The organism is Erythrobacter sp. SDW2, assembly GCF_021431965.1.
Classification (GTDB): domain Bacteria; phylum Pseudomonadota; class Alphaproteobacteria; order Sphingomonadales; family Sphingomonadaceae; genus Parerythrobacter.
Genome location: NZ_CP090370.1, coordinates 1,494,637 through 1,514,198 on the forward strand (window position 1 = coordinate 1,494,637; position 19,562 = coordinate 1,514,198).

The 19,562-nt window shown below is 64.4% G+C and carries 20 protein-coding genes; 14 read left to right on the forward strand and 6 right to left on the reverse strand.

Going from position 1 to position 19,562, the window contains the following annotated elements; genetic code table 11:
• Positions 1 to 2: 2 nt before the first annotated feature.
• The 8 genes from LY632_RS07350 to LY632_RS07385 all read left to right on the forward strand — a co-directional run bounded on the left by LY632_RS07350 (position 3) and on the right by LY632_RS07385 (position 7,372).
• The gene (locus LY632_RS07350; protein WP_234090499.1) at positions 3 to 998 is read left to right on the forward strand and encodes a carbon-nitrogen hydrolase family protein; all 996 of its coding nucleotides are present in this window, start codon (positions 3 to 5) and stop codon (positions 996 to 998) included.
• 10 nt (positions 999 to 1,008) lie between these two features.
• Positions 1,009 to 1,374 carry a hypothetical protein gene (locus LY632_RS07355; RefSeq protein ID WP_234090500.1) on the forward strand — a complete coding sequence of 122 codons (366 nt, stop codon included), beginning with the start codon at positions 1,009 to 1,011 and terminating at the stop codon, positions 1,372 to 1,374.
• Positions 1,371 to 2,231 (forward strand): tRNA (guanosine(37)-N1)-methyltransferase TrmD, encoded by an 861-nt coding sequence (gene trmD / locus LY632_RS07360; RefSeq protein WP_234090501.1) that lies wholly within the window; start codon positions 1,371 to 1,373, stop codon positions 2,229 to 2,231. The genes LY632_RS07355 and trmD overlap by 4 nt, the downstream gene beginning before the upstream one ends.
• Positions 2,228 to 2,602 (forward strand): 50S ribosomal protein L19, encoded by a 375-nt coding sequence (rplS, locus tag LY632_RS07365; RefSeq protein ID WP_305040814.1) that lies wholly within the window; start codon positions 2,228 to 2,230, stop codon positions 2,600 to 2,602. Before trmD ends, rplS begins: the two co-directional genes overlap by 4 nt.
• An 86-nt stretch (positions 2,603 to 2,688) precedes the next feature.
• Positions 2,689 to 5,013 (forward strand): DPP IV N-terminal domain-containing protein, encoded by a 2,325-nt coding sequence (locus LY632_RS07370; protein WP_234090502.1) that lies wholly within the window; start codon positions 2,689 to 2,691, stop codon positions 5,011 to 5,013.
• A 133-nt stretch (positions 5,014 to 5,146) separates the two neighbouring features.
• A complete protein-coding gene (locus LY632_RS07375; RefSeq protein WP_234090503.1) occupies positions 5,147 to 6,172 on the forward strand; it encodes an aspartate-semialdehyde dehydrogenase in 1,026 nt (341 codons plus the stop codon).
• A 5-nt stretch (positions 6,173 to 6,177) separates the two neighbouring features.
• Complete coding sequence (locus LY632_RS07380; RefSeq protein ID WP_234090504.1) at positions 6,178 to 6,705, forward strand: aspartate-semialdehyde dehydrogenase; 528 nt, start codon at positions 6,178 to 6,180, stop codon at positions 6,703 to 6,705.
• Between the two features lie 19 nt (positions 6,706 to 6,724).
• Positions 6,725 to 7,372, forward strand: coding sequence for a 2-hydroxychromene-2-carboxylate isomerase (locus tag LY632_RS07385; protein WP_234090505.1), 648 nt, complete (start codon positions 6,725 to 6,727; stop codon positions 7,370 to 7,372).
• On the opposite strand, the gene LY632_RS07390 is transcribed toward LY632_RS07385, so the two are convergent.
• The 3 genes from LY632_RS07390 to LY632_RS07400 are packed head-to-tail and all read right to left on the reverse strand — an operon-like array spanning position 7,369 to position 10,438.
• Complete coding sequence (locus LY632_RS07390; protein WP_234090506.1) at positions 7,369 to 8,922, reverse strand: DHA2 family efflux MFS transporter permease subunit; 1,554 nt, start codon at positions 8,920 to 8,922, stop codon at positions 7,369 to 7,371. The two genes, LY632_RS07385 and LY632_RS07390, sit on opposite strands and share 4 nt — an antisense overlap.
• 3 nt (positions 8,923 to 8,925) lie before the next feature.
• Positions 8,926 to 9,999 carry an HlyD family secretion protein gene (locus tag LY632_RS07395; RefSeq protein ID WP_234090507.1) on the reverse strand — a complete coding sequence of 358 codons (1,074 nt, stop codon included), beginning with the start codon at positions 9,997 to 9,999 and terminating at the stop codon, positions 8,926 to 8,928.
• Positions 9,992 to 10,438, reverse strand: coding sequence for a MarR family winged helix-turn-helix transcriptional regulator (locus LY632_RS07400; RefSeq protein WP_234090508.1), 447 nt, complete (start codon positions 10,436 to 10,438; stop codon positions 9,992 to 9,994). Before LY632_RS07400 ends, LY632_RS07395 begins: the two co-directional genes overlap by 8 nt.
• A 106-nt stretch (positions 10,439 to 10,544) precedes the next feature.
• On the opposite strand from LY632_RS07400, the gene LY632_RS07405 reads away from it, so the two are divergent.
• The 6 genes from LY632_RS07405 to rimK all read left to right on the forward strand — a co-directional run bounded on the left by LY632_RS07405 (position 10,545) and on the right by rimK (position 16,139).
• A complete protein-coding gene (locus LY632_RS07405; protein ID WP_234090509.1) occupies positions 10,545 to 11,309 on the forward strand; it encodes an alpha/beta fold hydrolase in 765 nt (254 codons plus the stop codon).
• Complete coding sequence (locus LY632_RS07410) at positions 11,306 to 11,815, forward strand: hypothetical protein (RefSeq protein ID WP_234090510.1); 510 nt, start codon at positions 11,306 to 11,308, stop codon at positions 11,813 to 11,815. The genes LY632_RS07405 and LY632_RS07410 overlap by 4 nt, the downstream gene beginning before the upstream one ends.
• 80 nt (positions 11,816 to 11,895) lie before the next feature.
• A complete protein-coding gene (locus LY632_RS07415) occupies positions 11,896 to 13,743 on the forward strand; it encodes a M2 family metallopeptidase (protein ID WP_234090511.1) in 1,848 nt (615 codons plus the stop codon).
• Positions 13,737 to 14,789, forward strand: coding sequence for a YncE family protein (locus tag LY632_RS07420; protein ID WP_234090512.1), 1,053 nt, complete (start codon positions 13,737 to 13,739; stop codon positions 14,787 to 14,789). Before LY632_RS07415 ends, LY632_RS07420 begins: the two co-directional genes overlap by 7 nt.
• Entirely contained in the window at positions 14,776 to 15,237 is a 462-nt protein-coding gene (locus tag LY632_RS07425) for a RimK/LysX family protein (RefSeq protein ID WP_234090513.1), read from the forward strand. The genes LY632_RS07420 and LY632_RS07425 overlap by 14 nt, the downstream gene beginning before the upstream one ends.
• Entirely contained in the window at positions 15,234 to 16,139 is a 906-nt protein-coding gene (rimK, locus tag LY632_RS07430) for a 30S ribosomal protein S6--L-glutamate ligase (protein ID WP_234090514.1), read from the forward strand. Before LY632_RS07425 ends, rimK begins: the two co-directional genes overlap by 4 nt.
• Positions 16,140 to 16,449: 310 nt before the next feature.
• Here rimK and LY632_RS07435 read toward each other — a convergent pair whose 3' ends face one another.
• From LY632_RS07435 to rplI, 3 genes are all read right to left on the reverse strand, one after another.
• Positions 16,450 to 17,217, reverse strand: coding sequence for an SDR family NAD(P)-dependent oxidoreductase (locus LY632_RS07435; RefSeq protein ID WP_234090515.1), 768 nt, complete (start codon positions 17,215 to 17,217; stop codon positions 16,450 to 16,452).
• A 169-nt stretch (positions 17,218 to 17,386) separates the two neighbouring features.
• Positions 17,387 to 18,826: an AMP nucleosidase gene (locus LY632_RS07440; RefSeq protein ID WP_234090516.1), complete on the reverse strand. Its 1,440-nt coding sequence runs from the start codon at positions 18,824 to 18,826 to the stop codon at positions 17,387 to 17,389.
• A gap of 121 nt (positions 18,827 to 18,947) precedes the next feature.
• Entirely contained in the window at positions 18,948 to 19,562 is a 615-nt protein-coding gene (gene rplI, locus LY632_RS07445; RefSeq protein WP_234090517.1) for a 50S ribosomal protein L9, read from the reverse strand.

A 19,562-nucleotide genomic window follows, 5' to 3' on the forward strand; every position in this document is an offset into this window, starting at 1 on the left:
GCATGACCGCTCTAAACGTCGCCATCTGCCAGGCCGCGCCGATCTCGCTCGCCATCGGGGACGGGATCGACAAGGCCGTGCGGCTGGCGCGCGAGGCGATCGAGGGTGGGGCGCAGCTGGTGGCATTCGGCGAGACCTTCCTCGGCGGCTATCCGCTATGGCTCGACGAGGCACCCGGCGCGGCGCTGTGGGACCATCCGGGCAGCAAGGCGCTGCACCGCATCCTGCTGGAACAGGCGGTGGTGCCGGGGGACGAGCGGCTGCTGCCCTTGCAGGAACTGTGCGACGCAAGCGGCGCGGTGATCAGCATCGGCGCGCATGAGCGGGTGCGCAATTCGCTCTACAACAACCAGCTGACCTTCCGCCCGGGCGAGGCACCGCTCGACCACCGCAAGCTCGTCCCCACCCATGGCGAACGGCTGGTGTGGATGCGCGGCGACGGTTCGACGATTGGAGCGCACCAGGCCGAATGGGGCCGCGTCGGCAGCCTGATCTGCTGGGAACACTGGATGCCGCTCGCCCGCGCGGCGATGCACAATCTCGGCGAGCATGTGCATGTCGCCGCCTGGCCGACGGTGCGAGAACAATATGCCATCGCCAGCCGGCACTATGCGATGGAGGGCCGCTGCTTCGTGCTGGCGGCGGGGCTGGTGCAGCACAAGGACGATCTGTTCGACGGGCTGGAGCGGTGTGCCCGCGCTCAAGCAGCCGCAGGCGGTAGCGCAAACAAGAATGCCGATGCGGCCGCGCGCGAACTGATCGAAGCCATCCCGGTCGAAGTGCTCAACAAGGGTGGCAGCCTGATCGCCGCGCCCGATGCCGGCGTCGTCGCACAAGCAGGCCAGGGCGAGGAAACTCTGTTCGCAGAGCTGAATATAGCTGCGATTGCGGAGGGACTGGCGAGCCTCGACACCGACGGCCACTACTCGCGGCCCGATGTGTTCGAGCTGAGGGTCGATACGCGGGCGAAGAATGGGGTAATTTTCAGTGCGGACTGAACCGCCGTCCTTGGATGATGGCGCGCTTCCCTATGTTATGTGGGTCGCGCAAATCGAGCACGGATGCACGGATGCGGCGCCAGAAAGCGCGATTGCTCAAGATCTAGGAATCTATGGGCTAGACATTGACGACTTCGCCATGAAGCTAGCGGAGCGGTTCGGTGCTTGGGTATTTGATTGGCCGTGGGATCGCTATACTGAGTTGAACGAGGGTACAGATGTAACAGGCTGCCTCGCGTTGCCGTTCACCCCGATCATCGCTCTGGTTCGGATGTCGAAAGGCCTGCCGCTGCGTCGCGAGAAGCAAAGAATTGAGCGACTTGAACTCCGCCATATTGCCAGAGTGCTGGAAGCAGGCGAGTGGATCGATCCATGACCTTCGCCGCTACCATCCTCACCCTCTACCCGGAGATGTTCCCCGGGCCGCTCGGCGTGTCGCTTGCGGGCAAGGCGCTCGAGCGGGGGGACTGGTCGTGCGAGACCGTCCAGATCCGCGATTTCGCCACTGACAGGCACCGCACGGTCGATGATACGCCGGCCGGGGGCGGGGCGGGGATGGTGCTCAAGGCGGATGTGCTGGCGGCGGCGCTGGATTCTATCACGCCCCCTCATCTTCAGAGGAGGGGGAGGAGCGCCGCAGGCGCGGAGGGGGTGGTGGAAGCCGCTGATGCAGTTGCTTTCGGCCACCACCCCCAAACCCCCTCCTCTGAAGAGGAGGGGGCTTTAGCGCGCCGCCCCATCCTCGCCATGACGCCGCGGGGCAGGCCCATCACCCAGGGGCGGATCCGCGAGCTGGCGGAGGGCCCCGGCGTCGTCATCCTGTGCGGCCGGTTCGAGGGTTTCGACGAGCGGATTTTCGAGGCGCGCAGGATCGAGGAAGTCAGCCTCGCCGATATCGTCCTCTCCGGCGGTGAGACCGCGGCGCTGGCCATACTCGACGCTTGCATTCGCCTGCTTCCCGGAGTAATGGGCGCGCCTTCCAGCGGGCATGAGGAATCCTTCGAAGACGGATTGCTCGAATACCCGCACTACACCCGACCTTATGAATGGGAAGGGCGCACGATCCCTGAAGTGCTGCGATCGGGGGATCATGCGAAGATAGCCGCTTGGCGCAAAGCCCAGGCGGAAGAGATCACACGGCTACGCAGGCCGGACCTTTGGGAGCGTTACAGTGACGCTCGGGTCCAACCTGCCTCTGGTGCGCGGCGAAAGAAGAAGGACATGGACCAGTGAACCTGATCCAGCAGATCGAAGCGGAAGAAATTGCCAAGGCTGGCAAGGAGATTCCGGAATTCCGTGCCGGCGACACCGTTCGCGTCGGCGTGAAGGTTGTCGAAGGCACGCGCGAGCGTGTGCAGATGTTCGAAGGCGTCGTGATCGCCCGCTCGAACCGTTCGATCAACAGCAATTTCACCGTGCGCAAGATGAGCTTCGGCGAAGGCGTGGAACGCGTGTTCCCGCTCTACTCGCCGATCGTCGACAGCATCACCGTGGTCCGCCGCGGCGTGGTGCGCCGTGCGAAGCTCTACTACCTGCGTGGCCGCACCGGTAAGAGCGCCCGTATCGCCGAGCGTCGCGACAACCGTCCGGCCAAGGGCGAATAAGCGCACCGACCCAAAAGGTTTGACGAAAGGGCGTCCTGGCTTACATGCCGGGGCGCCCTTTCTCTTTGGAGTTCCAGCTTCTTGCTATGCGCCTGCTTATTGCCGCTACCGCTTCGCTCCTTTTCGCCACACCTGCTATTGCCGGAGACAATCCGGTGAGCGAGCCGCAGGACCTGACCTTCGAGCGCGTCTTCGCCTCGCCCTCGCTCAACGGGCCGAGCCCGCGGCAGGCCAAGCTGTCGCCGGACGGGCGCTATCTCACCCTGCTGAAGAACCGCGCCGACGATCTGCAGCGCTACGACCTGTGGGCCTATGACCGCGAGACCAGCGAATGGTCCATGCTGGTCGACAGCGAGAAACTGGGCAGCGGGCGCGAGCTTTCCGAAGACGAGAAGATGCAGCGCGAGCGGGCGCGGATCGGCAGCCTCAAGGGCATCGTCTCTTACCAGTGGAACGCCGACGGTTCGGGCCTGCTGGTCCCGCTCGACGGCGACCTCTACCTGGCGAAGCTCGACGGCAGCGTACAACGGCTGACCGATACCGAGGAGAGCGAGCTCAACCCCTCGCTCAGCAAGACCGGCAAGTATGTCTCCTTCGTCCGCGATCGCCAGCTGTGGGTCGGTGAAGTCGGCAAGGAAGCAACGCCGATCACGCCCAAGGAAGCCGATACCGTCCGCTGGGGCGAGGCCGAATTCGTCGCACAGGAAGAAATGTCGCGGCTCGCCGGTTACTGGTGGTCGCCGGATGACAAGCGCATCGTCGTCCAGCGCACCGACGAAAGCCCGGTCGGCGTGGTCACCCGCGCCGCCATCGGCGCGACGGGGACCAAGGTGTTCGACCAGCGCTATCCGGTGGCGGGCAGCGACAATGCCATCGTCGAACTGTTCGTGATGGACCCGGATGGCGGCAACAAGGTCAAGATCGACCTGACCAGCGATCAGCCCGCCGAGGATTACAACCCTTCCGATCCGACCGACTTCTATGTCGCCCGTGTCGACTGGGCCCCTGACGGGAGGCTCTTCGTCCAGCGCCAGAACCGGCAACAGACCCGGCTCGATTTGCTCGAGGTCGACCTGTCCACTGGCCAAACCTCGTTCATCACGGCGGAGTTTCCCTGGCGTGACGAGTACTGGATCAACCTGTCGGACAGTTACCGTTTCCTCAAGGACGGCTCGTTCGTGTGGTGGAGCGAGCGGGACGGCTTCGGCCATCTTTATCACAGCTTCCGCGGGATGAAGTTTCAAGCAAAGGACGGCGTTAAGCCTGAACTGGTCGGGACCTTCTTGCCGATCATCCCCACCGACAGGCAGCTGACCCAGGGCGATTGGGTCGTCACCAAGCTGGTCGGGGTGGACGAGGAGACCAAGACCGTTTTCTTCACCGGCAACAAGGACGGCGTGCTGGAGCAGCATGTCTACCGCCTCGACCTCGCTAAGCCCGGCGAGATCACCCGCCTGACCGAACCTGGCTTCACCTACAGTGCCAGCATGGACGACAAGGGCCAGACGCTGCTCGTCACCCGTTCGAGCGACGACAGCCCGCCGCAAACCTATCTCGCGGATCGCGACGGCAAGCTGCTGACCTGGATCGAGGAGAACGCGCTGGACGCGGACCATCCCTACACGCCCTTCCTCGCCAGCCATCGCCCGACCACCTACGGCACCATCAAGGCCGAGGACGGCACGGATCTCTACTGGGAAATGATCACGCCCGAGATGGAACCGGGCAAGCGCTATCCGGTGTTCTACAGCCACTACGGCGGGCCGGGACCGCAGACCGTCGCCAATGGCTGGAACGGGGCGCTGCGACAGGCGATTGTCGACAAGGGCTATATCTGGTTCCAGCTCGACAACCGGGGCAGTGCCAACCGCGGGGTCGAATTCGAACAACCGATCTACCGCGCCATGGGCGGGGTCGAGGTGCGCGACCAGAAGGCCGGGGCCGAGTATCTGGGGACGCTCGATTTCGTCGATCCTGACAAGATCGCGATCTACGGCTGGTCCTACGGCGGATACATGACGTTGAAGCAATTGCAGTCCGATCCTGGCCTCTATGCGGCCGGAATAGCGGGCGCACCGGTGACCAGATGGGAGCTCTACGACACCCATTACACCGAACGCTTCATGGGCGATCCGCGCGAAGTGCCCGAGGCCTATGCCAAGGCGAGCGCCATTCCCGACGCGACGAAGATGACCGATCCGCTGCTGCTGATCCACGGCATGGCCGACGACAACGTCGTGTTCGAGAATTCGTCGGAGCTGATCTCGGTGCTGCAGGAAGCCAACCGCCCGTTCGAGATGATGCTCTATCCCGGCCAGACCCACAGTGTGGCCGGCGAGCAGATTTCGCCGCAATTATGGAACACCATCTTCCGCTTTCTCGAGGCGCATGGGGTGGTGCCGCCGGAGTAGCTGTGCGTCATCCCAGCGAAAGCTGGGATCGCTATCGGCGAAGAACTGATTGGCCAAAGATCCCAGCTTTTGCTGGGATGACGGGCCTGGGGGCGCTAAGGGGCCTCCCCAATCGAAGTTGGAGACTCTTGCAATGGGCTATCGCGTAGCCGTCGTCGGCGCGACCGGGAATGTCGGTCGTGAAATGATGCAGATCCTCGCCGAGCGGGAATTCCCGTGCGACGAAGTGGCGGCCGTCGCCTCATCGCGCTCGGTCGGAACCGAGGTCGAGTTCGGCGACACCGGCCGCATGCTCAAGTGCAAGAACATCGAACATTTCGACTTCACCGGTTGGGACATTGCCCTGTTCGCGGCGGGCGGCGGTCCCGCCAAGGAGTATGCGCCCAAAGCGGCAGCGGCCGGCTGCGTCGTGATCGACAACAGCTCGCATTTCCGCATGGACCCCGACGTGCCGCTGATCGTACCCGAGGTGAACCCTGACGCGGTCGACGATTACAAGCGCAAGAACATCATCGCCAACCCCAACTGCTCGACTGCGCAGCTGGTTGTCGCGCTCAAGCCGCTGCATGATGCGGCGACGATCAAGCGCGTGGTGGTGAGCACCTACCAGTCGGTTTCCGGCGCGGGCAAGGCGGGCATGGACGAGCTGTTCGAACAGAGCCGCGCGATCTTCGTCGGCGATCCGATCCAGCAGCGCAAGTTTACCAAGCAGATCGCCTTCAACGTCATTCCGCATATCGACGTCTTCATGGATGATGGCTCGACCAAGGAAGAGTGGAAGATGGTCGTCGAGACCAAGAAGATCCTCGACCCCAGGATCAAACTCAACGCCACTTGCGTGCGTGTGCCGGTATTCGTCGGCCATTCCGAAGCCGTGAACATCGAGTTCGAAAACGAGATCAGCGCGAGCCAAGCGATGGACATTCTGCGCGAAGCGCCGGGCGTGATGCTCGTCGACAAGCGTGAGGACGCCGGATACGTCACTCCGGTCGAAGCGGCCGGCGACGGCGCCACTTATGTCAGCCGCGTGCGCGAAGACCCAACGGTCGACAACGGCCTTACCCTGTGGTGTGTCTCCGACAATCTGCGCAAGGGCGCCGCGCTTAACGCGGTCCAGATCGCCGAACTGCTCGGGCGGCGGCATCTGAAGAAGGGGTAAGGGCTGTGCAACGCAGTCTGCTTTGCGGGATCGTCGTCAGTCTTGCGCTGGCCGGTTGCGGCAGCGAAGTCACGCCACCGGCGGCGAGCGATGTGGCCGCCGCGAGCCAGTCCATCGTCCTTGGCGGGGGCGGTTTTGCGGCGGGTGATAAGACCATCGCCTTCTCGCAGGAGCGCGCCGAGGCGGAGGCGGCGCTGGCAAGCGTAATGGGCGAACCCGAGGGCCGCGACGAGAACCGCGAGTGCGGCGCGGGGCCGATGCAGTTCACCAGCTATCCCGGTGGACTGACCGCCAATTTCCAGCAGGACCGTCTGGTCGGCTGGTTCTACAACGAAGCCAATCCCAAGGTCGCGCTTGAAAACGGCATCACCGTCGGCACCTCGCGTGACCGCATCACTGCCTCGCCGCAGTTCCTGCCGATCGAAGGCAGCACCCTGGGCGAGGAGTTTGCCTTGGGCGAAGCGGTTGGTGGCTTTCTCGAAGGCGACAAGGTGACGAGCCTCTATGCCGGGGTGAATTGCTTCTTCCGCTGATCCGCGCAACAAGGCGGGCATGACCCTGCACGCCGACCTCTTCTTCAGCTTCCGCTCTCCCTACAGCTATCTCGCCATCGGGCGGTACCGCAAGCTGACCGAGACTCACACCGTCGATATCGCGCTGCGCCCGGTCTATCCGTTGGCGGTGCGGCAGCCCGATTTTTTCGAGCGTAACCATCCCAACTGGCTCGGCTACACCTTTCGCGACATGTTCCGTGTGGCGCAGTTTCACGGCATCCCGTTCGGCCCGCCGCGACCCGATCCGATCATCCAGAATGTCCAGACCCGCGAGATTGCGGCTGACCAACCGTATATCCGCCGTGTCACCCGGTTGGGTCAGGCGGCCGCGCGACGGGGCAAGGGATTGGCCTTTGCCGCCGAAGCCGGGCGGCTGATATGGGGCGGGGCGGAGAACTGGCACGAGGGCGACCACTTGGCCGGAGCCGCCGGACGGGCCGGGCTCGACCTTGCCGAACTGGACGCAGAAGTGAGCTCCGAGGCTGAAGTGCTCGACGCCGAAATCGCCGCCAACCAGGACGCGCTCGAGGCGGGCGGGCACTGGGGTGTGCCGACACTTGTGTTCGAGGGCGAACCGTTCTTCGGCCAGGACCGGATCGAGATGGCCAAGTGGCGGATGGAGCAGAAGGGGCTGGAGAAGCGCTAGCGCGGCCCCGCAGGTGGCCCGGCCTTGCGCATCACGAACACCAGCGGGATCGCTGCCAGGGCGAGCCACATCATCAGATAGAAGTCATCGACATAGGCGATCATCGCCGCTTGCCGGTTCACCTCGTTGTCGATCATCCGCATGACCACGTCGCCTGCTGGCTGAAAGCGGTCGAGTGCGGAGATATCGACGGAATTGACCGTGGCCGAGGTGACATGGCTGCCCAGTTCCTGGTGCGCTGTCTGGATGTTGACGCCCAGCAGCAGGGTGGTGATCGATATTCCCACGGAAGCGCCGAGCGAGCGTGACAGGTTAAGCAGGCTCGACCCGTCGGTGCGCAAGCGGCCGGGCAGGGTCGAGAAGGCAGTGACATTGAGCGGGATGAACACCAGCCCGAGGCCAAGGCCCTGGATCAGCCCGGTGCTGATGAAGTGCCACTCGTCGGTCTCCAGCGACCATCCGGCCATCAGCCACTGCGACCAGGCGGCGATGGCAAAGCCTGTGCCGACGATCAGGCGGGGATCCACGCCCTTGCGCAGCAGCAGGCCGGACAGCTGCATGCTCAGCATCACTCCCACGCCGCGCGGCATCAGCACGATGCCGGTGTCGATCACGCCATAGCCGAACAGGCGCTGCAGCATCGGCGGCATCAGTGCCATATTGGCGAACATCACCACGCCGATCACCAGCATGAAGGTGAGCGCGATGATGAAGTTGCGGTCGGCGAAAATAGCCTTGTCGAACAGCGGCTCGCCTGCGGTGGCGAAATGGATCACGGCGATCCAGCCAGTGCTGGCAGCGAGCAGGGCATAGAGCCAGATCTCACCCGATGCGAACCAGTCGAGCTGCGTGCCGCGGTCAAGCATCAGTTGCAGCGCGGTCAACGCCGTGCCCAGCATGATGAAGCCGAACAGGTCGAACCGCCGCGCCTTGGCGTCGCGGTGCGGCAGCTCGGCCATCAGGATGGCCAGCGCCAACAACCCGATCGGCAGGTTGACGAAGAACACCCAGCGCCAGTTGGCAGTCTCGGTCAGCCAGCCACCCAGCACCGGCCCCAGGATCGGGCCAAGCATGATTCCGAGGCCCCAGATCGCCATCACCTGCGCGTGGCGGCTGGGGCGCGAAGTATCGAGCATGAAGCTCTGGCTCAGCGGCGGGATGAACGCGCCGGTGATGCCCTGCAGGGCCCGGAACAGGACCATTTCCTCGAGGTTCTGCGCCAGCCCGCACAGCATCGATGTGACGATGAAGCCGATGACGGAGAGGATGAACAGCCTGCGCCCGCCGACGCGATCCGCCAGCCATCCGGTGATCGGCATAGCGACGGCGCTGGCGATGATATAGCTCGTCAGCACCCAGGTAATGCTTTCGGCGGTGGCGCCGAGGCTGCTCTGCATATGCGGGATCGCGACATTGGCGATGGTGGTGTCGAGGATCTGGATCAGCGAAGCCGCCATGATCCCGATCATCAGCAGGGGCTGGTTGCGGACGGGATGGGCGGGGGAATCGCTCTGCGCCATGGCACCGGCGGGTAAGGCCGCGCTCGCCATGGGCTACTGCTCGTCAGTGAAGACGGTGACTTCGGTCGAGAGGCCGGCGATCAGGCGGCGCGGGCTCTTGCTCTTGATGCGGATGCGCACCGGAACGCGCTGGGTCACCTTGACCCAGTTACCGGTCGCATTCTGGGCCGGCAGGACGGAGAATTCCGAACCCGTGCCGGCACCGATGCTCTCCACCACGCCTTCGAGCACCAGTCCGGGATAGGCGTCGAGGCGGATTTCGGCGCGCTGGCCGACCGCCATGTCGGCGAGGTCGGTTTCCTTGAAATTGGCTTCGACATAAGAACTGCTGTCTTCGACAAGCGTCAGGACCGGCAGGCCCTGCACGACCTGCTGGCCGATCTGGAGCCGGTCCGCCTGGGTCACGATACCTGCAATGGGTGCGCGGACTTCGGTGCGGCGAATGTTGAGTTCGGCAGCGGCCTTGCGCGCTTCCCCGGCGGCGATGGCCGGGTCTTTCCCGGGGACTGCAGCACCCACCGCCAGGCGTCCGCGAGCTTCTGCTCGACGGGCCTGCGCCATGCGCAGCTCCTCGCGCGCTTCGTTGAGCTGGTGCAATGCAGCGTCATGGTCGGCCTTGGTCAGGAAGCCGCGCTCGAACAGCGCATCCTTGCGGGCATAGTTGGCCTCGGCAAAGGCGATGTCCTCGCGCGCGGCCGAGATCGCGGCGCCGGACAAATCGGCATCGCTGCCAAGCGCGATGCGGCTGGCCTGCGCCTGCGCGATGCTGGCGTTGGCTTCGGCGATCTGGACGCGGTAGGGTTCCTCGTCGATGCGGAACAGCAGATCGCCTGTGGCCACTTGCTGGCCGTCGCCAACCAGCACTTCGACGATCCGCCCCCCAACCTCGGCCGAGATCGACACCCGGTCCTGCTGGACATAGGCGTTATCGGTGCTGACCTTGCCCTGCAGGCTCGACCAGTAAAGTAACGCGCCGACGGCCAGCAGCAGGGGCACCGATACCATCACGGCAAGCCGGCCCCGACGGCGCTGCTTCGCGACAAGGGCCGGAGCCGGGGCGTCAGGCTGATTTTGCATGGCAGGCATCACGGCATCGGCATCAGCCATGGGCGACACTTTCCACCCTGGCAGAAGGTGTGAGGTTCCGGGTTACGACTTGCAGCATTCGCAGAAGCTCGTCCTGCTCGCGCTCGTCGAGGCCGGCGACCATCTGGTCCAGCATCCCGTCGAGGGCACTGCGGATGCGGGCGACTTCACCTTCGGCCGTGGCGGTGAGGTGGAGCAGCCGGGCGCGGCGATCCGCCGGATCGTGGCGACGTTCGACCAGCCCGCCTTCCTCCATCCGGTCGACCATCCGGCACAGGGTTATCGGTTCGACTTCGAGACGATCGGCGTAGAAGGCCTGGTTTTCGCCCGGCGAACGATCGAGCGCCAGCAGCAGCCGCGCCTGCGGCGCGGTAATGCCGGTGACTCGCACGCGCTCTTCGAACGCACGGCGCAAAAGGCGTGTGCTGTCCGACATCAACCAGGCGAGATTCTTGTCCATGTGTGCGCATATAATAAGTATGCTTATTAAGAGCAATCCGGTTTGATCTGGCGTGGTTGCAGATGCGGCTGGATAAGCTCTGCGCCATTGGCTAGTCGGCTTCTCCATGGACGGGTTAAAGACCGAGCGTTTCGCGTCATTCGACGGGGTCGGGTTGGCGCTGCACCGGATGGGCAGCGGACCGCCCTTTGTTCTGTTGCACGGGCTGTTCTCAAACGCCGACATGAACTGGATCCGCTGGGGCCACGCAGCAGGCATCGCGGCGGCAGGCTACGAAGTGCTGATGCTCGACTTCCGTGTCCACGGCGAGAGCGAGGCGCCGCATGATCCGGCGAAGTACCCCGGGAACGTGCTGGTGCGCGATGTCGCGGCGCTGGTCGATCATCTTGCGCTGGACGGCTATGTTTTGGGCGGCTTTTCGCTCGGTGCACGCACCTCACTGCATGCTGTGGCGCAGGGCGTTCTGCACCCCCAGCGTCTCGTCATCGGCGGGATGGGCACGGCGGGTCTGGGGGAGTGGAGCAAACGAGCGGCCCATTTCCTGCGCGTGATCGACGAGTTCGACACCATCGACCGCGACGACCCGGCCTATTTCTCGCGCCAGTTCCTCAAGAGCCAGGGGACCGACCGGGTGGCAGCGCGCATGCTGCTCCAGGCCCTGCCGGACCTTGATCTGGCGCTGCTGGCCAATGTCACTATGCCCGCGCTGGTAGTCTGCGGGGCCGAGGACCGCGACAACGGCTCCGCGCCGGAGCTCGCCGCCCTGCTGCCCGACGCGGCCTATGTCGAGGTGCCCGGCACCCACATGTCCAGCGTAACCAAGCCCGAACTGGGTGAGGCGATCGTCCGCTGGCTGGAGGAAACCGCATGATCTCCCGCAAGCGTTTCCTGCTGGTCTGGCTCGGCGGCCTGGCGGCCTTCGGTGTCGCCATCTGGCTGCACGGACCGCTCGCGATCCCCAGCGTGCCGGGCGGGATCATGGAGCACCAGACTGCAGCGACTGCAGCGAGGGTCGACTTCATCCAGGCAGAATGGGCTCAGGCAGGGGTCTATCGCGCAGCGCTTACAGCGATGTTGAGCGATATCGCGTTCATCGTTCTCTACGGACTCGGCAGCCTCTTGGGCGGCCTCTATTTCCTGCAACGCGGCATGCGGGCAATCGGCTGGCTACTGTCGATTTTGGCGGTCGTCTTCTTCGCTACCGACATGACGGAAACCGTTCTTGAGGTGATGCAGTTGGCCGTTGGCAGGGGTGACGATACCAAGGCCGCAATTGCAGCGGCCATGCAATATCCCAAGATCGCCGGCTGGACGGCCTGTTTGGTGCTCCCCATCGTGGGGCTCTTGTTGGAACGGCGGGCAGCACCGACGGCCTGATGGCCGCTTGAATTTGCCGCCCCGGCAGTCCAAACCGGTCTCAATCGCAACCGGTTTGCCGAGAGAGGATAACAGTCCCGATGAAGATCATAACCCCAGCGCTGACCGCGCTCGCTCTGGCCATGGCCGCACCGGCCTATGCAGAACATCATGCCCCTGCCGAGGCCGGAGCCCCCGCCGAATTCCCCATGACCCCGCAGGGCGCTGCGGACTGGGTGGCAATGGTCGAGGCGGACCTCGCCAGCTTCAGCAACCGTGCGCAAAAGGTTGCGTGGATCAACGAGACCTACATCACCGACGATACCGAAGCTCTGCTGGCTGAAGTGAGTGCGGAAGGGACGGAGAAATCGGTCAAATACGCGCTCCAGGCCGCGAAATACGCGCAGGTCGAGGGGCTCGATCCCGAGGTCGCCCGCAAGCTCACCCGTCTGCGCACCGGCATCGTCCTGCCCGCACCGACGACAGAGGGTTCAGCGGCCGAGCTGGCGAAGATCGCCACCAGCCTGTCGGGGCAATACGGCAAGGGCAAGGGCACGCTCGACGGCCAGCCCATCAGCGGCAGCGATATCGAAGCCGAGATGGGCAACATGTCGCACACGCCTGAGCAGTTCGCCGAAATGTGGACCAGCTGGCATGATCAGGTAGGCGCGCCGATGAAGGACGAATATGTCCGCATGGTCGAGATCGCCAACCAGGGCGCACAGGAACTTGGTTTTGCCGATGCCGGCGCCATGTGGCGTTCGAACTATGACATGAGCGCCGATGACTTCGCCGCCGCCAAGGAACAACTGTGGGAGGATGTGAAGCCGCTCTACATGGCGCTCCACACCTACGTCCGCTGGAAGCTCAATGAGAAATACGGCGATGCCGTCCAGCCCAAGACCGGCCCGATCCGCGCCGACCTGCTCGGCAATATGTGGGCGCAGGAATGGGGCAATATCTACCCGCTAGTCGCGCCCGAGGGCGCCGGCGACATCGGCTATGACCTGACCTCGCTGATCGAGGAAAAGGGCCTGAGCGAGAAGGACATGGTCAAGGTGGGCGAGGGCTTCTTCTCCTCGCTCGGTTTCGATCCGCTGCCGGAGACCTTCTGGCAGCGCAGCATGTTCACCAAGCCGGCTGACCGCGAAGTGGTGTGCCACGCCAGCGCGTGGGATCTCGACAACAAGGACGATATCCGGATCAAAATGTGCATCAAGCGCAACGGCGATGACTTCGTCGTGATCCATCACGAGCTGGGCCACAACTATTACCAGCGCGCCTACAAGGAACAGGATTTCATCCATCTCGACGGCGCCAACGACGGGTTCCACGAGGCGATCGGCGACATGATCGCGCTTTCGATCACGCCGGAGTACCTCGTCCAGATCGGCATGCTGGAGCCCGAACAGGTGCCGGGCGCGGAGAAGGACATCGGCCTGCTGCTGCGGCAGGCGCTGGACAAGGTGGCTTTCCTGCCCTTCGCCCATCTGGTCGACAAATACCGCTGGGGCATCTTCGACGGTTCGACCGCGCCGGCGGATTACAACACCGCGTGGAACCAATTGCGGCTCGATTACCAGGGCATTGTTCCGCCGGTCGAGCGGCCCGATGACGCCTTCGACGCCGGTGCGAAGTATCACATCCCTGCAAGCGTTCCCTACACGCGCTATTTCCTCGCCCGGATCTTGCAGTTCCAGTTCTACAAGGCGGCTTGCGATGCGGCCGGGTGGCAGGGCCCGCTGCATCGCTGCAGCTTCTACGGCAACAAGGATGTCGGCGCGAAGCTCAATGCCATGCTGCAAATGGGCGCGTCGAAGCCGTGGCCTGACGCGCTTGAAGCCTTCACCGGCAGCCGCGAGATGAGCGGCGAAGCCATGATCGAATACTTCGCGCCGCTGATGGAATGGCTGGAAGAACAGAACAAGGGCAAACCGCAGGGATGGTAAGACCCGTCCTTGTGGCGGCGGCGGGCATCGTCGCGCTCGCCGGCTGCTCGCCGACCGCTGCCGAACTGCCCGCGCCGCCGGTGGTTGCCGATCCGGCGATGGCTGGGCAGGTGCTGTTCGTCACCAACAAGGGCGAGGACACGCTGAGCAAGGTCGATCTGGCCACCGGCAAGGAAGTCCAGCGGGTGCCGAGTTGCGCCACGCCGCACGAGCTGGCGGTCTCACCTGACGGGCAGCATGTCGCACTGGGATGCTACGGCGGTCGATCGATTGCGATCTTCCGTGCCTCGGATCTTGCCGAGGTCAAGCGAATCGATCTGGGCGAAAAGGCCAGGCCGCACGGAATTGTGTGGCATCCTTCCGGGGCTATCTACGCCACGGCCGAAGGACGCCCGTCGATCTTCCGGATCGTGGACCCGCTGGCCGAGACGCCGAGGCTGACCGAATACAAGACGGGCCAGGAAGGCACCCATATGCTCGCAGTCGCGCCGGACCAGTCGGCCGCCTGGACGGTCGACATGGCTTCCGGCACGGTGTCGCGGATCGGCCTCGTCGGCAAATCTGCCACCATCCACGCCGCCATGGGCAAGGAGCCGGAGGGAATCTCCCTTTCGCCCGACGGCCGCACCTTGTGGGTTTCCGCACGCGGTTCGAACGAGGCATTCGCGCTCGATCCGGACACGCTGGCTGTCAGGTCACGCGTGGCAACCGGCGGCTTCCCGCTGCGTCTGGCCATCAGGCCGCAAGGCGATGTCGCGGTAACGTCCGACCTCACTGATGGCGGGCTGACGGTGATCGACCTCGCCACGGCCACCAAACAGGGTTCGATCCCCATCGGCGGCAAGGAAGAGGCCGAGGCGCGCTTCCAGGTCACGATCCTCTGGTCTGCCGATGGCCGCCGTATCTATGCCGCCGAAACCGGCACCAACACCGTTGCGGAAGTCGACTATGCCAGTGGCAAGGTGCTGCGACGCTTCGTGGTAGGCGAGGATGGCGACGGCCTGGCCATCGCCACTCTCTCAAGCGGCAGCAATGGCGGCGAGTAAGCCGCTCGCCACGGTCGGCTGGCGCGAGCTCGTCACCCTGCCGAAGCTGAGCGACGCGCGCATTCCGGCCAAGATCGACACCGGCGCGCGCACCTCCTCGCTCCATGCCCTCGAGATCGAACGCTTCGACCGCGACGGGCTCCGCTGGGTCCGCTTCCTGCTCGATATTGGCCATGGCGCGAGCGAGCCGGTTACGGTAGAGGCGCCGCGGGCGGACCGGCGCATCGTCACCAGTTCGAATGGCGAAGCGCAGGAACGCTACATCATCAAGACCGTGCTGGAACTGGGCGAACTTCGCTTCGCTGCAGAATTCAGCCTGGCTGACCGCAGTGACATGAAATTTCCAATTCTGATCGGCAGGACCGCGCTCAGGCGCCGGTTCCTGGTCGATTCGGGCCGCAGTTACCTCCAGTCGAGCGCCGCCGAGCGGCGAAGGATCCTCAAATGAAAATCGCCATGCTGGCGCGCAATCCCGATCTCTACTCGCACCGCCGCCTGAAGGAGGCAGCGGAGCAGAGGGGGCATGCTCTCGACATCCTCAACACGCTGCGTTGCACCGTGAACATCGCCAGCCACCGCCCGACGCTGACCTACAACGGCGCGACCGTGGCGAAGTATGACGCGGTGATCCCGCGCATCGGCGCTTCGATCACGCAATACGGCCTCGCCGTGCTGCGCCAGTTCGAAATGAAGGGTGTGTGGCCTCTCAACGAAAGCGTCGCCATCGGCCGCAGCCGCGACAAGCTGCGCAGCATGCAGATCCTCGCCAAGCACGGCCTCGGCCTGCCGCTGACCGCCTATGCCAACGATCCCAAGCAGGCCGAGGAGATCATCAAGGCCGTCAACGGCCCGCCGGTGGTGATCAAGCTGCTGGAAGGGACGCAGGGCATCGGCGTGGTGCTGGCCGAGACGATGAGCAGCGCCAAGTCGGTGATCGAGGCCTTCCGCGGCGCCAACGTCAACATCCTGGTGCAGGAATTCATCAAGGAAGCCGGCGGGACGGATATCCGCGCGCTGGTGGTCGGCGGCAAGGTCGTGGCGGCGATGAAGCGCACCGGCGCGGCGGATGATTTCCGCAGCAATCTCCACCGCGGCGGCAGCGCCGAGCTGGCCAAGATTACCCCCGCCGAACGCGCGACAGCCGTCAGCGCGGCCAAGCGCATGGGGCTCAATGTGTGCGGTGTCGACATGCTGCGCAGCAATCACGGCCCGGTGATCATGGAGGTCAATTCCTCACCCGGGCTGGAGGGGATCGAAAGCGCGACCGGCAAGGATATCGCCGGGATGATCATCGATTTCATCGCGACGAACGCGAAGGACGGGAAGACCAAGACGAAGGGGAAGGGGTGAGGAGACAGCCTCATGCCAAAAAAACGCAAAAAGGTCAGAGCCAAGTTGGCGGGTCCGACGCAGCCAAAAGCTTTGCTCTTTCGGCATGTAGTCTTTCGAACGTTCGGTTGGCTAGCGCTATTGCTAGGTGTTGTTATCTTTCGCAAGCCCGAGCGGAGAGAATCGGTCCTGGCGGGCACATTCGAATGGTGGCGCTTGGTGTTGTTCCTCGCAATTGTTTTGGCGATCAGTATCGCCGCCGCGATCATTGGTGAGTGGCTACAGAGACGTAAGCACAAGCGAGCAGGTACGCCCCGCTAACAGAAGACCTTCAAGCATTCCGCGCCATCAGCCCGCCATCGACCGGGATCACCGCGCCGGTGATATAGCTTGCCGCTGGGAGCACCAGCGACAACGTCATATGCGCCACTTCCTCCGGGTCGCCGTAACGTTTGAGGGCGGTGCGGCGTTTGGCGAAGATGACCTTGTGCTCGTCGGGCACCTTGTCGGTCATCGCGGTGAGAATCGGGCCGGGGCAGATGCAGTTGCAGGTGATGCCTTCGGGGCCGAGGTCGACCGCGAGGCCGCGGGTCAGGCCCGTCACCCCGGTCTTGGCCGCGACATAGGGCGTGTCGCCGGGGGTTGCGCCGAGGCCTTCGGTGCTGGCGATATTGACGATCCTTGGCGCGTTGCTGCGGCGCAGGTGGGGCAGGGCGGCGCGGACCATGCGCTGGTGCGCAGTCAGCATCACCGCGACAGCGCGGTGCCAGGTGTCCTCATAGGCATCGTCGTCGAGCGCGCAGAAGCTGGAGACGCCGGCATTGTTGACGAGGATATCGATCCCGCCGAAGTCCACCGCGATCTGCGCCACCACGCGCGCAATCGCATCCTTGTCCGCCACGTCGAGCGCATAGGCGCGGGCGCCCCCGCCGCACTCCGCCGCCACTGCCTCGCAGGCCGCAAGGTCGAGATCGGTCACCGCCACCTTGGCCCCCTCGGCCGCAAACAGCCTCGCCGTCGCCCGCCCCATGCCGCTGGCGGCCCCGGTGACGATGGCGACCCGTCCGGCTATGGAACGGGAGCGGTTGGGTGCGGTCATTGTGGGTGGTCTCCTCTCTCAAGGTGAGAGGCTAACCCAACAATTTTCTCCCGTCACCCCGGACTTGATCCGGGGTCCCGCTTACAAGCGGCCTGGCGCTACCCCGCAAGAAGCGGGACCCCGGCTCGTGGGCCGGGGTGACGAAAGTGCTTGGTCGTAAAACAAGGCCCTACCTGAACGGCGGCTCGTTGAAGGCGCGCAGTTTGCGGCTGTGCAGGCGGTCGCCTTCGTCGCGCAGGCGCTTGCAGGCTTCGATGCCCATTTGCAGGTGGGCGGCGATGGCCTGTTCGTAGAACTGATTGGCCTGACCCGGCAGCTTGATCTCGCCGTGGAGCGGCTTGTCGCTGACGCACAGCAGCGTGCCGTAGGGGACGCGGAAGCGGTAGCCCTGGGCGGCGATGGTGGCGCTTTCCATCTCGATGGCGATGGCGCGGCTTTGCGAGAAGCGCTTGGCGCTGGAGCTGTAGAGCAGTTCCCAGTTGCGGTCATCGGTGGTGACGACAGTGCCCGTGCGCATCCGCTGCTTGAGGTTGGAGCCTTGCTGGCCGGAGACATGCTCGGCTGCGCCCGCCAGCGCCTGCTGCACTTCGGCAATCGGCGGGATCGGGATTTCCGGCGGCAGCACCGCGTCGAGCACGTGATCGTCACGCAGATAGGCGTGGGCGAGTACGAAGTCGCCGATCTTCTGGCTCGAGCGCAAGCCGCCACAATGCCCGATCATCAACCAGCTGTGCGGGCGTAGCACGGCGAGGTGGTCGCAGATCGTCTTGGCGTTGGAGGGGCCGACGCCGATGTTGACCAGCGTGATCCCGCTCTTGTCATCCCGCATCAGGTGGTAGGCCGGCATCTGGTGCTTGCGCCAGGCCGTGTCGGACAGCTGCAGCCGCGCAGTATCGGTCGCGGCGCGGATGTCGAGCCCGCCCGCGCCGGTGAGTCCGGTGTAGTCGTCGCTCCCGACTTGGCGTGCGGCCCATTCCACGAATTCATCGACATAGCGGTGATAGTTGGTGAACAGGATGAAGTGCTGGAAGTCCTCCGTCCGCGTGCCGGTATAGTGCGCCAGGCGGGCGAGCGAGTAGTCGGTCCGCAGCCCGTCGAACAGCGACAGCGGCATCGGTGCACCGAGCTCGCCCAGCTCGTGCCCGTCGGCCAGCTCGTCGCCGATCAGCGCCAGATCGGTCGAGGGGAAGTACTTGGCGATGGTCTGCGGCGAGATCCCCGCCATCAGCGCCCCGGCATCGCCGTCGAGGACATAGGGGAAGGCGATCTCCTGCCGCGAAGGGCCGACGTCCATTTCGACGTCGTAATCGGCGACGATCAGGCTGAGCTGCTCGGAAAGGTAATCCTCGAACAGCGCCGGGCGGGTGATGGTCGTGGCATAGGTCCCGGCCTGCTCCAGCCGGCCGAAGGCGCGGCTGCGGTCGGATGGGCCGCCTTCGCCTTTGAAGTGGAGCCGCAGCTCCGGATAGGCATAGGTGCCATCGGTGCGGCGCGAGGGCGAGGGCAGGGTGCCGTCGCTGGCAAAGGCAAGGATATCCGCCCGCAGGGTTGCGGTGGCGGCGTCGTAGAGCCGGTGAAGTTCGGCGATGATTTGGGAAACAGACTGCATGACCAGCCCCTAACGCCATTTCGTGACATTTCAAGTTGGGGCGAGAGGCGACGCACAAACAGAAAGGGCGCGAACCTTGCGGCCGCGCCCTTCCGGAATGTCTTGCGACAGGCGGTGAAGCTTACGCTTCGTCGCCCTCGGCGCGGTCTTCGAGCAGCTCGGCGGGGATTTCGCCCGGCTCGAGGGTCGAAGGGATCGCGGTTGCCGCAGCGGCTTCCTCGATCTCGCGCTGTTCGTCTTCAAACATCTGCGCCAGCACGTCGACGCCTTGGCTCTGCAGCTCGGCCTCGTCGTCGGAGCGGGCGACATTGGCCTTCACCGTGACGTGGACTTCCGGGTGCAGCGCGATAGTGACATCGTGCATGCCGATGGTTTTTATGGGGTGACCCATGACAACCATCTTCTTGTCGATCTGGTGGCCCTGGTCGGCCAGGCCCATGACGATGTCGCGGACGTTGACCGAACCGTAGAGCTGGCCGGCGTTCGACGAGGCGCGGATCAGCACCACTTCGGCACCGGCAATTTTTTCGCCCTGCTTTTCAGCTTCGGCGCGGCGTTCGGCGTTGTCCTTTTCGAGACGATCGCGGTTGGCTTCGAAGACCTTCTTGTTGGCTTCGTTGGCGCGCAGCGCCTTCTTCTGCGGCAGCAGGAAGTTACGGGCATAGCCGTCCTTCACGGTGACCACGTCACCGATGTTGCCGAGATTGCCGATGCGTTCGAGGAGAATGATATCCAT